This is a genomic window from Kribbella sp. NPDC058693 (assembly GCF_042715335.1).
In the GTDB taxonomy this organism is placed as follows: Bacteria; Actinomycetota; Actinomycetes; order Propionibacteriales; family Kribbellaceae; genus Kribbella; species Kribbella jiaozuonensis.
Genome location: NZ_JBHXSQ010000002.1, coordinates 988,279 through 1,002,458 on the forward strand (window position 1 = coordinate 988,279; position 14,180 = coordinate 1,002,458).

At 68.9% G+C, this 14,180-nt stretch carries 13 protein-coding genes; 7 read left to right on the forward strand and 6 right to left on the reverse strand.

Annotated features, from left to right (window positions below):
- The first annotated feature begins 97 nt into the window (after positions 1–97).
- Positions 98–1,297, forward strand: a complete 1,200-nt coding sequence (locus ACFWUU_RS14375; RefSeq protein WP_380175773.1) for a Cmx/CmrA family chloramphenicol efflux MFS transporter — start codon at positions 98–100, stop codon at positions 1,295–1,297.
- On the opposite strand, the gene ACFWUU_RS14380 is transcribed toward ACFWUU_RS14375, so the two are convergent.
- Positions 1,239–2,654 (reverse strand): APC family permease, encoded by a 1,416-nt coding sequence (locus ACFWUU_RS14380; protein WP_380175775.1) that lies wholly within the window; start codon positions 2,652–2,654, stop codon positions 1,239–1,241. The two genes, ACFWUU_RS14375 and ACFWUU_RS14380, sit on opposite strands and share 59 nt — an antisense overlap.
- Positions 2,655–2,898: 244 nt before the next feature.
- Here ACFWUU_RS14380 and ACFWUU_RS14385 point away from each other — a divergent pair, with 244 nt between their 5' ends.
- Positions 2,899–3,846: a LuxR C-terminal-related transcriptional regulator gene (locus ACFWUU_RS14385; protein WP_137255331.1), complete on the forward strand. Its 948-nt coding sequence runs from the start codon at positions 2,899–2,901 to the stop codon at positions 3,844–3,846.
- Here the strand turns inward: ACFWUU_RS14385 and ACFWUU_RS14390 are convergent.
- The 3 genes from ACFWUU_RS14390 to ACFWUU_RS14400 form a co-directional block, all read right to left on the reverse strand.
- Positions 3,843–4,472: an HNH endonuclease family protein gene (locus ACFWUU_RS14390; RefSeq protein WP_137255330.1), complete on the reverse strand. Its 630-nt coding sequence runs from the start codon at positions 4,470–4,472 to the stop codon at positions 3,843–3,845. The genes ACFWUU_RS14385 and ACFWUU_RS14390 overlap by 4 nt on opposite strands.
- Positions 4,473–4,580: 108 nt before the next feature.
- The gene (locus ACFWUU_RS14395; RefSeq protein WP_380175777.1) at positions 4,581–5,342 is read right to left on the reverse strand and encodes a YaaA family protein; all 762 of its coding nucleotides are present in this window, start codon (positions 5,340–5,342) and stop codon (positions 4,581–4,583) included.
- A complete protein-coding gene (locus ACFWUU_RS14400; RefSeq protein ID WP_202877723.1) occupies positions 5,339–6,283 on the reverse strand; it encodes an aldo/keto reductase in 945 nt (314 codons plus the stop codon). The genes ACFWUU_RS14395 and ACFWUU_RS14400 overlap by 4 nt, the downstream gene beginning before the upstream one ends.
- Before the next feature lie 34 nt (positions 6,284–6,317).
- Here ACFWUU_RS14400 and pepN point away from each other — a divergent pair, with 34 nt between their 5' ends.
- The 3 genes from pepN (at position 6,318) to ACFWUU_RS14415 (ending at position 10,928) form a co-directional block, all read left to right on the forward strand.
- A complete protein-coding gene (pepN, locus tag ACFWUU_RS14405) occupies positions 6,318–8,774 on the forward strand; it encodes an aminopeptidase N (protein ID WP_380175779.1) in 2,457 nt (818 codons plus the stop codon).
- 187 nt (positions 8,775–8,961) lie between these two features.
- On the forward strand, positions 8,962–10,326 hold the full coding sequence (gene sepH / locus ACFWUU_RS14410) for a septation protein SepH (RefSeq protein WP_380175781.1): 1,365 nt from the start codon (positions 8,962–8,964) through the stop codon (positions 10,324–10,326).
- 194 nt (positions 10,327–10,520) lie between these two features.
- The gene (locus ACFWUU_RS14415) at positions 10,521–10,928 is read left to right on the forward strand and encodes a hypothetical protein (protein WP_380175783.1); all 408 of its coding nucleotides are present in this window, start codon (positions 10,521–10,523) and stop codon (positions 10,926–10,928) included.
- A 3-nt stretch (positions 10,929–10,931) separates the two neighbouring features.
- Here the strand turns inward: ACFWUU_RS14415 and ACFWUU_RS14420 are convergent, their stop codons facing one another.
- Complete coding sequence (locus ACFWUU_RS14420; RefSeq protein WP_137255325.1) at positions 10,932–11,315, reverse strand: helix-turn-helix domain-containing protein; 384 nt, start codon at positions 11,313–11,315, stop codon at positions 10,932–10,934.
- A gap of 56 nt (positions 11,316–11,371) precedes the next feature.
- On the opposite strand from ACFWUU_RS14420, the gene ACFWUU_RS14425 reads away from it, so the two are divergent.
- Positions 11,372–12,169, forward strand: coding sequence for an NAD(P)H-binding protein (locus ACFWUU_RS14425; protein WP_380175785.1), 798 nt, complete (start codon positions 11,372–11,374; stop codon positions 12,167–12,169).
- On the opposite strand, the gene ACFWUU_RS14430 is transcribed toward ACFWUU_RS14425, so the two are convergent.
- A complete protein-coding gene (locus ACFWUU_RS14430) occupies positions 12,141–12,707 on the reverse strand; it encodes a TetR/AcrR family transcriptional regulator (protein ID WP_137255323.1) in 567 nt (188 codons plus the stop codon). The genes ACFWUU_RS14425 and ACFWUU_RS14430 overlap by 29 nt on opposite strands.
- Before the next feature lie 96 nt (positions 12,708–12,803).
- Between ACFWUU_RS14430 and ACFWUU_RS14435 the strand changes: the two genes are divergently transcribed.
- On the forward strand, positions 12,804–14,174 hold the full coding sequence (locus tag ACFWUU_RS14435) for an MDR family MFS transporter (RefSeq protein WP_380175787.1): 1,371 nt from the start codon (positions 12,804–12,806) through the stop codon (positions 14,172–14,174).
- Positions 14,175–14,180: the final 6 nt, after the last annotated feature.

The following is a 14,180-nucleotide window of genomic DNA, read 5'->3' on the forward strand; positions in this document are numbered from 1 at the left end:
CCGTATTCCCTCAAGTCTCAGCCCGTGACAGGCGCGGCGACAGCGGACAGTGATCTCTGAGATACTCCGAGTGGCACTCGTCGAGTGAGGGGGAACGATGCCGATAGCTGTCTATGTCCTTGGCCTGAGCATCTTCGCGCAAGGTACGTCCGAGCTGATGCTCGCCGGACTGCTCCCCGAGCTCGCCACCGGCCTGCAGGTCTCGATCCCCCAGGCCGGACTGCTGATCTCCGCGTTCGCGCTCGGCATGCTGGTCGGCGCACCGGTCCTCGCTGTCGTCACGCTCACCTGGTCCCGGCGTACGGCGTTGCTCCTCTTCCTGGCCGCCTTCGCGCTGACGCACGTCGCCGGCGCCCTCACCCCGAACTACACCGTCCTCCTCATCACCCGGGTCGTCGGCGCGTTCGTGTACGCCGGGTTCTGGTCGGTTGCCGCCGTGACCGTCGTCGCGCTGGTGCCGTCCACCATGCGAGCCCGGGCGATGAGCGTGGTCACCGGTGGGCTGACCATCGCCACCATCGTCGGACTGCCACTGGGAACGGTCCTGGGCCAGCATCTCGGCTGGCGCTCCGCGTTCTGGACCGTCGCCGGGCTGTGTGTACTCGCGATGGCAGGCGTACTCGCCACCGTGCCCGGCGACCGGCCGGATCCCGCGACCGCACCGCGCCTGGCCGACGAGCTGCGAGTGCTGATCAACGCACGCCTATGGCTCGCGTTCGGCACCACCGCACTGGTCACCGCGACCATCTTGGCGGTCTTCAGCTACCTGGCACCGCTCCTCACCCAGACCACCGGCCTCCCCGCGAGCGTGCTGCCCGGCGTACTCGCTCTCTACGGTCTTGGGTCGTTCATCGGGATCACGGTCGGCGGCCGATTCGCCGACGCGCTGCCGTTCCATACCTTGTTCATCAGCATCACCGGGCTGGTAGTCCTGTCAGGTCTACTGGCCATCACGGCGTCCAACCCGGCGCTGGCCATCGCAGTCATCGCGCTGCTGGGCGGCTTCGGCTTCGCCGCCAACCCCGCCCTGAACGCCCGCGTGTTCAGCCTGGCCGGCAACGCACCGACGCTCGCCACCGCGACGAACTTCTCCGCCTTCAACGTCGGCATCACCGTCGGGCCGTGGCTCGGCGGCGTGGCGATCGACGCCGGTGCGGGCTACCCCGCACTCGGCTGGATCGCCGTCGCCACCGGGCTCACGGCCCTCGCGACAGTCCTGCTCGCGGCCTTTCTTCCCGTCAGTTCACCGGACCTTGCGGATCGAGATGCGACGGATCGAAATCCGCGTGCCGCTTGAACACGTACTTGTTCAGCAGCCACGTGAGCGCCCACAGCCCGACCCCGACGAGCATCAGCCACCCGGCGATCTTGTAGTCGGCCGACGCCCGCCCGGACAACGGGCTCGCGAGGTACACGCACAGCACCACGCCGAGCACCGGCAGCGCGGTCGGCGCGTGGAAGTGTTTGTGCTCGACCGTGTCCCGCCGCAACACCAGCACCGCGACGTTCACGATCGCGAACACGCACAGCAGCAGGAACGCCGTCGTACCGCCGAGCGCCGCCAGGTCGGCGTACCCGATCAGGACGAACGCGAGCAGCGTGGTGAACAGGATCGCGATGTACGGCGTACGCCGCTTGCGCAGGACCCGGCCGAGCGGCCCGGGCAGCACCTGCTCGTGCGACATCCCGTACAGCAGGCGGCTCGCCATCAGCATGTTGATCAGCGCGGAGTTGGCGACCGCGAACATCGTGATCCAGGCGAACAGCTCGAGCGGGAACCCGGGCGCACCGGCCTGCACGACCTTCAGCAGCGGCGTCGCGCCCTTGTTCAGCTCGTCCGGCGAGACCAGCGCGACCGCGGAGATCGCGACCAGTACGTAGATGACGCCGGTGATGGACAGGCCGATCAGCATGATCTTCGGGAAGATCTTGACCGGGTCCTTGGTCTCCTCGGCCATGTTCACCGAGTCCTCGAACCCGACCATCGCGAAGAACGCCAGCGCGGTCGCCGCGGTCACCGCACTGAACGGCGACTCGCCCTCCGGCACGTGGAAGTCGGTCAGCCGGGACGTGTCGCCGTCGCCGCCGATCAGTGCCCAGGCGCCGATCCCGATCACGATCAGCAGACCGCTCAGCTCGACGCAGGTCAGTACGACGTTCGCCTTCACGCTCTCGCCGACGCCGCGCAGGTTGACCAGCGCGATCAGCGTCATGAAGGCGAGCGCGGTGATCATCAGCACCGACCCGCGGTCCGGGTCGATGTGCGCGGCGGAGAAGAAGTTCGCCGCGAACGCCTTCGACGCGCTCGACGCCGAGGTCAGGCCGGAGCACATCACCGCGAACGTCAGCAGGAACGTCAGGAAGTGGATCCCGAACGCCTTGTGCGTATAGACCGCAGCACCGCCGGCCTTCGGGTACTTCGTGACCAGCTCGAGGTAACTCGTCGCGGTCAGCATCGCGACGATGAACGCGCACAGGAACGGCAGCCAGACCGCTCCGCCGACCTCGCCGGCCACCTTGCCGGTCAGTGCATAGACGCCGGTGCCGAGAATGTCCCCGACGACGAACAGCAGTAGCAGCCCCGGTCCCATCACCCGCTTCAGCTCCGGGCGCTCCCCTGTACCCGGTGCGGCGGCGGCAGCTTTCTCACTCATCGTGCCTCCCTCACATCAGTGCGTCAGGAAGTTCCATGATCGCAGCTGAGAGGCAACTGAGAAGGGCGGGCGCGCGCGTTGAGGCTTGACCAGACGTCCCCTGTCCGATCCGCGCGCGCCCAGCACGTCAGACATACCCCACCGCGGGGGTATCCGCACCCGGCCGGGGCCTGACGTATCCCGGACATGTCGCGAAGTCGCCAAACCGGTCGAGCTGGTCCAGTGGACGAGATAGCCTGATCGGATGCTGGAGACGGTCGGGGTGGAACCGCCTGATGAGGAGGCCTATCGGGCGCTGCTGTCGGCGCCCGGCTGCGATGTCCGCGAGCTGGCCCAACAACTCGGCCGCGACGAGCACGAGCTCACCGAGACCGTCGGCCGGCTCGAGAAGCTCGGCCTGCTGACCACCACCTCCGACGACCCGGTCCGCCTGCTGCCGACGCGTCCCGATGTAGCGGTCGACGCGTTGGTCGCCGTACGACGGGCCGAGCTCGACCGGGTCCGTGCCGAGGCCCGCGTCATGATGACCGAGCTACGCGCGCAGGAGCAGCACCGCCCGGAGAACCTGGTCGAGGTGATCGTCGGTCAGGAAGCGATCGCGGCCCGGTTCTCCCAGCTGCTGAACGGAACCGGGAACCAGCTCCTCGTCCTCGACCGGCCGCCGTACGCCTCGCAGCCCGGCGACTCCGATCCGAAGGTGCGCGGACTGCTCGGCGACGGAGTCGTTGTCCACGGCATCTACTCCCCCGACTCGCTGGACATCCCGGGTGGCGTCGACGAGGCCTTCAGCGCGGCCGACGCGGGCGAGACGTCCCGGGTGCATCCGCAGGTGCCGATGAAGCTGGCCGTGTTCGACGGGAAGATCGCGCTGCTGCCGCTGGCTGTGGACCAGTTGGTCGACAGCGCGCTCGTCGTACATCCGTGTGCGTTGCTCGACGCGTTGATCGAGATGTTCTGGCTGCTGTGGGACCAGGCCGTGCCGGTCGTCCCGTCAGCGAAGGCCGATCCGACCGATGCCCGGCTGATGACGCTGCTGGCGGCCGGGTTCAAGGACGACGCGATCGCGCGGCAGCTCGCGCTGAGCAGCCGGACCGTTGGACGGCGCGTCGCCGAGCTGATGGAGACGCTGGGCGCGCGGACCCGGTTCCAGGCCGGTATCCACGCCCAGCGCCGCCATCTACTGGAGGACTAGCAAGTACCGAGCATCTGCTGGAGAGCGGTCTTCTCGGCCGACTGCAGCGACAGGTTGTAGGTGTACTTCACCCAGATCCAGTACCGCGCGTAGATGCAGTGCACCGCGGTGTTCGTCGGCTGCCACTCGGACGGGTCCCGGTCGCCCTTCGAGCGGTTGCTCGACGCGGACACCGCGATCAGCTGGGAGATCGTCAGGTTGTTCGCGAACTCCTGACGCTTGGCCTGCGTCCAGCCGCTGGCACCCGACTTCCACGCCTCGGCCAGCGGCACGATGTGGTCGATGTCGACGTCCGACGAGTCGGTGAACGTCGTCTTGTCATAAACGCTGTACCAGCTGCCGGCGGTCGGCTGGCAGCTGCTGTCGACCTTCACACCGGTCCCGTCGCGCTTCAGGACCTCTTCGCGGGTGTCACAGCTGCCCGACTGCGTGATCCAGTGCGGGAACTTGTCGCGGCTGTAGCCGGTCGTCGAACCTTCCGTCTTCACGGTCAGGCCGGCCAACTCGGTGGCCGCAGTGCTCGCCGACGGCGGGGTCGGCGGTGACGCCAGCGCTGGACCGGCGCTGAGGGTAAAGGCGGCGGTCGCAGCTAATGCTGTGACGGCAGCAGTGATCGAACGTCGCATCGGTCAGGCCTCCGAGGGTTAGGGCGGATCCCCCCTGACGTTGCTGCCCTCAGCCTTCCCCGATCACGCGCTGTAGGAAACCACTCACCAGTTACAGTCCAGTGAACGTCAGTCGTGTTCGACGACGGTCAGCGTCCATCCCGACGATGCGCGATCCAGCTCGGCGTTCCAGCGTTCGGCGATCAGCTTGTGCAGCGACCTCGGCGTACCGGGGTCCTTGCCGGACTCGAGCAGGTGCCGGGCGACCAGACCGCGGGTGTGCTTGGCCATGTGGGAGACGACCGTGCGTACGCCGTCGCGCTCGCGGACGACGTTCACCGACACCCACTTATCCGCCTGGTCGCCGGTCGGGCGCCACGCCGCGACGTACGTCGACGAGCGGCAGTCCACGATCACGCCGTCGATGTCGGCCAGCGCGACACTGAGCGGATCGCGCCAAACCGACGCGAGCGGTCCGTGGCCCGGCAGCGTCGTACCCATCGAGAGCCGGTACGGCGGGACGCGGTCGGCGGGGCGTAGCGCGCCCCAGGCAGCTGAGATGACGAGCAGCCGATTGGCCGCGCGGCGCTTGGTGCCCGCGGACATGGTCGAGTAGCCGAGGGCGTCGTACAGGACACCGGAGTACAGCTCGGCGACAGGCACGGACGGCTCGGTGCGCCAGCGGGTGTTGCGGTCGACCTCGTGCTGCAGCGAGGCGCCGACATCCAGTACGTCGAACGCGTCCGTCGACGCCGACACCTTCGCCAGTGTCTCGAGCACCTGCTCGCGGACCGGGTTGAGCTCCGGGAACGACAGCGTGCCGAGGTCGACGGCACGGCCGCGCGACCGTCCGGTCTTACCTTCGGACGGCGGCAGGAGGATCAGCGTCACGTCAGCTCGTCCAACGCGGCCAGGTCCTCGGCGGTCGGGTCCCAGGTGCCGGCGGCGACGTTCTGCGCGATCTGCTCGGGCTTGGTGGCGCCGGCAATGACCGAGGCGACCGCGGGCTGGGCGGCCAGACCGCCGATCGCGACGTCGATCATCGTCAGGTCGCGCTCGGCTGCGAACGTCTCCAGCGCCTCGATCTTGTCGAAGTCGGCCCGCGCCAGCCGCTCGGGCTGGGTCGCGAGGCGACTGCCGTCCGGCGCGGTTGCGCCCCGCTTGTACTTGCCGGTGAGCAGACCGGAGGCGAGCGGGAAGAACGGCAGGATGCCGACCCCGACGTGCTCGCAGGCCGGCACCAATTCGTCCTCGACGTCCCGGTCGAGCAGCGAGTACTGGTTCTGGGCGCTGATGAAGTGCTCGAGCCCGTTCGACCGCGCGGTCCAGTCGGCGTCGATCACCTGCCAGCCGGCGAACTGCGAGCTGCCGATGTACCGGACCTTGCCCTCGGCAACCAACTCGGACAGCGCCGCCAAGGTCTCCTCGATCGGCGTGACCGGGTCCGGGAAGTGCAGCTGGTAGAGATCGATCCAGTCGGTGCCGAGCCGCTGCAGGCTCGACTCGACCGCCTTGCGGATGTACCGGCGGGAACCGCGGACACCCCAGTCCGGGCCGTTCACGCCGCCCAGGTCACCGCCGAACTTGGTCGCGATCACGACCTCGTCGCGGCGCGCACCGAGCGCCTTCCCGAGCAGCTCCTCGCTGAACCCGTGCTCGCCGCGGTAGATGTCCGCGGTGTCGAACAACGTGATCCCCGCGTCGACCGCGGCGTTCACCACCGCGTCGGTACGGCCGGCATCCAGCCGCCTGCCGAAGTTGTTGCACCCCAGTCCAACGACGCTCACAGTCAGACCCGAGTCACCGAGCTGCCGGTACTCCATATCGCTCATGTGCTCAGCCTAATCTCGGCATACAGTGGCCCTCATGCCGAGTCTCACCGTCGACGGCGCCCGCACTCGGGCCGCCGCGCTTTCCGTCCAGTCGTACGACGTCGATCTCGACCTGACCCAGGGCGATCGGACGTTCGGGTCCACCACCACGATCAGGTTCAAGGCGACGAGCCCGTCGACCTGGCTGGACGTGAAACCGGACGGGCTGACCTCGGTCACGCTCAACGGCACGGCCGTCGACGTGGCCGGTCTCAACGACGGACGGCTCGACCTGACCGACCTGCGGCCGGACAACGAACTGGTCGTCGTCGCCTCGATGCTCTACTCGCACGACGGCGAGGGTCTGCATCGCGCGGTCGACGCCGCCGACGGTCTCGCCTACACGTACGCGATGTCGTTCCTCGACGCGGCGCCGCGGATCTTCGCGTGCTTCGACCAGCCCGACCTGAAGGCGCCGTACCGTCTCAAGGTCACGGCCCCCGAGGAGTGGCTCGTGCTCGGCAACGGCGCCGCGACCCAGGTGTCCCCCGGTCGCTGGGAGCTCGCCGAGACCAAGCCGCTCTCGACGTACTTCGTCACCGTCGTGGCCGGGCCGTACCACCAGCTCACCGACGAGCACGACGGCATCAACCTCAGCGTGGTCTCGCGGCAGTCGCTGAAGGACGCGCTGGACCGTGAGGCCGCGGACATCTTCGAGGTCACCAAGCAGTCCTTCGACGAGTACCACCGGATGTTCGGCTACCGGTACCCGTTCGGCGAGTACCACCAGGCGTTCGTGCCGGAGTTCAACGCCGGCGCGATGGAGAACCCGGGCTGCGTGACCTTCCGCGACTCGATGGTGTTCCGGTCCGCGGTCACCGACGGCGAGCGCAGCCAGCGCGCCCGGACCATCGTGCACGAGATGGCGCACCAGTGGTTCGGCGACACCGTGACGATGAAGTGGTGGAACGACCTCTGGCTGAACGAGTCGTTCGCCGAGTACATGGCGCACCGGGTCTCGACCGCGGCCACCCGGTACACCGACAACTGGATCGACTTCGCCTACATCCGCAAGTGGTGGGGCCTGCAGGCCGACCAGCGGTCCTCGACGCACCCGGTCGCCGCCGACGCGGTCAAGGACGCGCTCGCCTCGCTCGACGACTTCGACGGCATCTCGTACGCGAAGGGCGCCGCGGTCCTCAAGCAGCTCGCGGCGTACCTCGGTGACGACGTGTTCCTGGCCGGCGTCAACGCGCACATCGCAGCGCACGAGTTCAGCAACGCGACCTTCGCCGACCTGCTCGGGAAGTGGACCGAGGCCGGCGCGGTCGGCCTCGACGACTGGGCGCAGGCCTGGCTGCGGACGCCTGGCGTCGACACGATCACCGCGACGCGGACCGAGACCGGTATCAAGCTGCGGCGCAAGGCGCCGGAGGCGTACCCGGCTTCACGACCGCACAAGCTGACCGTCGGCGGGTACGACGCCGACGGCCGCCGTACGACGGTCGACGTCCTGATCGACGGCGACGAGGTGGACGTCGACCTCGACCCGTCGACCGCGGTCGTCATCCCGGACGCGGGTGACGACAGCTGGGCGAAGATCCGGCTCGACGCCGACAGCCTGGCGAACCTGGCGGCGGTGCTGCCGAAGATCGAGAACGGCGTGACGCGGGCCGTCGTACTCAACAGCATCCGGGACGCGGTCGCCGACGCGGAGCTCGACCCGAAGGTCGGGTTCGACGTCGTCCTCGGTCTGCTGCCGACCGAGACCAGCGACATCGCGGTCGGCACGATGCTCAACTGGGCGAACGGGCTGGTCCTCGGCGTCTACCTGCCGTACGAGCCGTACCGCAGCCGGCTGGCCGACGTACTGCGCGCGCGGCTCGAGACCGTCGAAGCCGGAAGCAGCGTGCAGCTGTCGGTGGCCCGCGGGTTCGCGCGTTTCACCGACGACGTCGACCGGCTCACCGGCTGGCTGGCAGGTGACGGCGTACCGGACGGCGTGACGATGGACGCCGACCTGCGCTGGATCGTCACGCTGCAGCTCGCCCGGCTCGGCGCGATCGGCGAGGCCGAGATCGACGCCGAGCTCGAGCGCGACCCCTCGTCCGAGGGCGTCGTGCACGCGACCCGCTGCCGGGCCGCGCTGCCGACCGCGGCCGCGAAGGAGCGGGCCTGGACGCAGATCATCACCGACGCCGACCTGCCGAACTACGAGCTGTACGCCGCGGCCGAAGGGTTCTGGCACCCGACGCAGGCCGAGCTGACCGCGTCGTACGTCGACCGGTACTTCGCCGAGATCGCCGGCACCGAGAAGCTGCGGTCGGGCTGGGTCGTCGCGACCAGCGCGAAGCTCGCGTTCCCGCGCTACACGATCGAGCAGCGCGTGGTCGAGCGGGCCGCCGACCTGATCGCCGACGAGTCGATCGCGGCCGGCATCCGGCGGTCCGTGGCCGACAGCGCCGACGACCTGAAGCGTGCGCTTGCGGTGCGATCCGCCTTCGCCGACTGACCTGTGGTTAGCCGTCACACCGTGTTGTGACTAATGTGACTGGTGTGACCAGGAGGACCCTGGTGACCAGGCAAGATGTGATTTCGTGACGTAACCTCCACAATGACCGGGCGGCACGGCGCGCCGGTCTTGGTCAGGCCCAGCGTCCGGGAGAGACTGTCTAGAACCGCACAGGAGAACAAGGTCAATGCGCGAGGCGAGGCTCGTCGGTCTGAGCCAGGATGGAACACAACTCATCCTGGCGCTGGCAGAGACGGGTGAGGAGTTCGCCGTACCGGTCGACGACCGGTTGCGTGCGGCCCTCCGCGGAGACCGTGCCCGACTCGGCCAGCTGGAGATTCAAATGGAGAGCGCGCTGCGCCCACGAGACATCCAGGCTCGTATCCGCGCCGGCGAAAGTCCCGAGGCGGTTGCCGCCATCGCCCAGATGCCGATGGAACGCGTGATGGCGTTCGCCGGCCCGGTCCTGGCCGAGCGGGATCACATCGCCAGCCTCGCGCAGCGTGCGTCGGTCCGTCGTCGTGGCGGCGGTGACGCCCCGACCCGGAATCTCGGTGCGTGGGTGACCGACCGGCTGCGGACCCGTCACGTCGACCCGGCCTCGGCCGAGTGGGACGCGTGGCGGCGCGAGGACGGCCGCTGGGCGGTCCGTGTCTCGTACTTCGTCGAGTCCGAGGACGAGGCGGAGAAGAAGGACGAGAAGATCGCCATGTTCGCGTACGACGCTCCGGGGCGGTACGCGGTACCGGATGACGACGAGGCGCGCTGGCTGGTCGGCGAGCAGGCGCAGGTCATGCCGACGCCGGTCCAGCCGCAGCCGGGTGAGCGTCGGCTGGCTGCTGTCGCGGACATCGACCCACTGATCGCGCCAGACCATGGCGCCGACAGTTACGAGGCAGGCTTCGAGGACACGGTCGGCCTGCGCCGCCGAAACCACCCGGTTTCCCGCGAGGGTGGAGAGCCCCCGCGCGAGACGCGCGACTTCGTCCGCGAGGCACGAGAGCTCAACCGGGACACGCGCGACTACCCGCGTGAGGTTTCCCGCGACACCGGTCGATCCCATGACCCCGAGCGTGGTCCGCGGCGCGTGCACTCGGTGCCGAACCCGGACGAGGAGCCGACGCTGATCGACGTACCGGTCGACCAGCCGCCGGCGCCGCGGCCGGCAGTCCGCGCCGTCGAGCGTCCCGCCGACCCACCGGCGTTCGCCTCCCCCGCACCCGAGGAGACCCCGGCCGAGGCTCGTCAGTCACGCCCGCAGCAGCCTCGCCCCGCAGACCCTCGCCGCTCCGAGCCCACCAGCGAGTCGACCACCGAGGCGTCCCGCCCGGCCGAAGCCCGCCGCCCGGAGCATGCCGCCAAGGCCGCGCCGGCGCCACACGTCGAGCCCGACCCGGTGGTGGAAGCCCCGCAGCCCGCGGCCGCCGACGCCACCGAGCCTGCCGCCACGGAAGAGTCTCCGGCGGAGCCGAAGAAGAAGGCGGCCCGTCGCGGCAAGCGCGCGAGCGTGCCGAGCTGGGACGAGATCATGTTCGGCAAGAAAGCCGACTGACACATCACGGACCGTCGTCCCAGATTGCGGACGGTGTTTGCCGGTGGACCCGCGGTACTGCCATGATCATCCGCATGCAGATGCTGTGTTGTTGCTGTTGTCACTGTTGTCACTGACGCGCGCCGAGTCCGGCGCACGAGGCCCTGCCCCTTTCCGTGGCCCGCCCGCCGACACAGCACTCACAGGAACTTCGCATGAATCTCCCGGCTCTCGCCGATCTGCTCGCGTCTCGTGGTCTCCGACTGCTCCCCGGCTCGTACGCCGTACCGGTCGAGCTGCTCGTACAGTTGCCTGACGCAACGATCGCCCGGTTCACCGCCCGCGGTACGACGCTCCGCCTGCGCAGCTACTCCCCCGACGCGCTGACCACGATCACCATCCCGGCCGAATGCGGCTGCGGCGACCACCACCCGCAGACCGGCCCGGCCCGCGTGACGCTCAGCCAGTACGCCGTACCGCTCGAAGAGCACGTCATCGACGGCGAACTCGAGTTCGGCTGGCAGCACCACGAGGCCGGCGCCCTCCGTCTGGCCGACGCCCTCCCGCACCTTTTCGCTCTGGTCGACGTCCTGCGCAACCGCGAGCTGATCGGCGTCGCCTGAGACTCAGGGACGGCGGTGGGCGGGTTGAGTCGTGTCGAACTCCTGCCGGGCCTTCTCGACCTCGGTGAGGTTGGGTGACCAGTCGGCGAGGGCGTGGAAGAGTGGCGCGAGGCTGCGGCCGAGGGGGCTGATCTCGTACTCGACGCGAGGCGGGACCTCGGCGTGGTACTCGCGGACCACCAGCCCGTCGCGCTCGAGCTGTCGCAGCCGCTGGGTCAGCACCTTCGGCGTGATGACGCCGATCCGGCGCTCGAGCTCGACGAACCGCTGCCGGCCGTACTCGTTCAGCGTCCACAGGATCGGGGTCGTCCACCGGCTGAAGACCAGGTCCACGACCGGTGCGATCGGACAGGCCTGGACCGGCTCAACTGCTGTGGTCTCGTTCACAAACCCAATACTATCCTCTAGGTACCTAGTATCCCGAGGCCAGTAGCGTCCTCCTCATGATCGTGATCACCGGAGCAACCGGCAACGTAGGCCGCCCACTCGTCCAGTCCCTGATCGCCGCCGGCGAGGACGTCGTCCCCGTCTCGCGGCGCGGCGAAGGCCACCAGGTCGACCTGACCGAACCCGAAACCCTGAAGCCCGCCCTCGACGGCGCGAAGGCCGTCTTCCTCCTCACCTCCGCCGACTTCCTTGCCGGCGGCAACCTCCAGGACGTCGTCGACGTGATCAAGGCGGCCGGCGTCCCGCGCGTCGTCCTGCTCTCCTCCCAAGGCGTCGGCACCAAGCGCCATCCGTCGATCCATGAGGACGCCGTCACGGGGTCCGGTCTCGAGTGGACGATCCTGCGACCGGGTAATTTCGCCAGCAACGCGTTCCAGTGGGCAGAGTCCGTGCGCAGCCAGCGCACGATGGCGGCACCGTTCGCCGACGTCGCACTACCGACCGTCGACCCGGCTGACATCGCCGAGGTCGCAGCGGCCGCACTCACCGACGCGAGCCACGCGGGGGCGATCTACACGCTCACCGGTCCGGTCGCCATCTCTCCCCGCGAGCAGGCCGCGGTGATCGCGAGTGCTGTCGGCGAGCCGGTGCAGTTCACCGAACTCAGCCGGGACCAGGCGCGGGCGGGCATGCTGAACTTCATGCCCGAGCCGGTGGTCGAGGCAACTCTCGACGTCCTCGGTTCGCCGTCCGCGGGTGAGCAGCAGGTCAGTCCTGACGTCCACACCGTGCTCGGGAGGGCGCCGCGGACCTTCGCCGACTGGGTCAGTCGGAACGTCCAGGCCTTCCGCTGACCAACGGCAGGAACACGTCGTCGACGAGCGACGTGAGCGCGGACGGCGGTAGCGGTTCGCGGGCGAACAGCATCTCGTGACGCAGCAGGTTGGTGGGAGCGGTGAGCACCCGGTCGGGCACGTCCGCCGTCGGGATCTCACCGCGCTCCGCCGCACGCTTCACGATCGTCGCCATCACGCTCGACATCCGGGTGTAAACCTCCGGATCCAGGTCCGGGGCCTCCGCCAGCAAGCCGTGGACGACATCCGGCCCGAGCGTCGCGAACCGATCCGCCATCAGTCGCAGTACGCCGAGTACGTCGTCGCGCAGGCTCCCGGTGTCCGGCACGTTCTCGACGATCGAGCCGGTGCGGTGCCGCATCGCCGCGACCACCAGCTCGGCCCGGTTGCGCCACCGCCGGTACAGCACCTGCTTCCCGGTGTGCGCCCTGGCGGCGACGGCCTCCATCGTCAGCCGCGCGTACCCGGACTCCATCAGCTCGTCCCAGGCCGCGTCGAGCAGGACGGCCTCGAGCTCCGCACCTCTCCGACGCTCCATGACACCAACTCCTCGAAAAGAGACCTTGCGTCTCTTATGTAGCCGAGCCTACTCTACAGGCAGTAAGAGACGCACCGTCTCTAAGGAGTTTCTCGGATGACAACCGCACCCACCACGGACCGCCTCGACCGGGCGGTCCTCAAACTCGCCGCCGTGCTGGTGCTCGGCGCTCTGGCCCCACTGCTCGACAGCACGATCGTCACCGTCGCGATCCACACCCTCGGCATCGAGCTGCACACCTCGGTGTCCACGGTCCAATGGGTCAGTACGGCGTACCTGCTGGCGCTCGCGATGGCGGTCCCGATCACCGGCTGGTCTGCGAACCGGTTCGGGGCCAAGCGGATGTGGGTCATCGCGCTCGCGCTGTTCCTGCTCGGCTCGATGCTCTGCGGCATCGCTTGGAACATCGGCTCGCTGATCGCGTTCCGCGTGGTCCAGGGCATCGGCGGCGGGCTGATGCTGCCGATCCTGCAGACTCTGCTGCTGCGCGCTGCCGGCCGCGATCGCATCGGTCGCCTGATGGCCGTCGTCACGCTGCCCGCCTTGATCGGCCCGATCCTCGGCCCGGTGATCGGCGGCGTTCTCGTCGGTCACCTCGACTGGCGCTGGATCTTCTACGTCAACGTCCCGATCTGCATCGCCGCGATCATCTTCGCCGTCCGCGAGCTCAAACCGGATCCCGAGCCCACCGCCGCGGCTCTCGACGTACCAGGACTGCTCCTGATCTCGCCCGCACTGGCGGGCATCATCTACGGCCTCAGCCAGGTTGGCGATCACGGCTTCGCCAACGCCAGCGTCCTGGTCCCGCTCGTTCTCGGCATCGCGCTCCTTGCGGCCTTCGTCCTCCGACGGACCAAGGATCCGCTCATCGACCTCTCGCTGTTCCGCACCAAGTCCTTCACCGCATCCAGCGGGCTGCTCTTCCTCACCGGCTTCGGTCTGTACGGCGCGATGCTGCTCCTCCCGCTCTTCTACCAGCAGGCACGCGGCGAAACCGTCACGGCCGCTGGACTGCTTCTCGTCCCCCAGGGCATCGGCAGCCTGATCGCCCGTACGGCGGGCGGACTGACCGACCGCTACGGCCCTCGCTCGGTCATCCTCGTCGGCATCGTGCTCACCACGCTCGGGACGATCCCGTTCGGGTTCACCGGTACGGCGTCCTGGCTGTTGGCCATTGCCCTGGTCGTCCGTGGCGCCGGGCTGAGTGCGGTCATGCTCGCCGTGATGGTCGGCGCGTTCCGGGACGTCGAGCCGGCGCAGATCCCGCACGCGAGCAGTACGACGCGGATCATGCAGCAACTCGGCGGCGCTTTCGGTGCCGCGACGCTGGCCGTGGTCCTGCAGAATCAGCTCTCCGGGCACCCGGCGTCGACGGCGTACGCGCACAGCTTCGCGTGGGCCATCGGGTTCACCGTGATCGCCGCCGTACCGGCACTCTTCCTGCCCCGGCGCCGGGCTCTTGAATAAGTAACA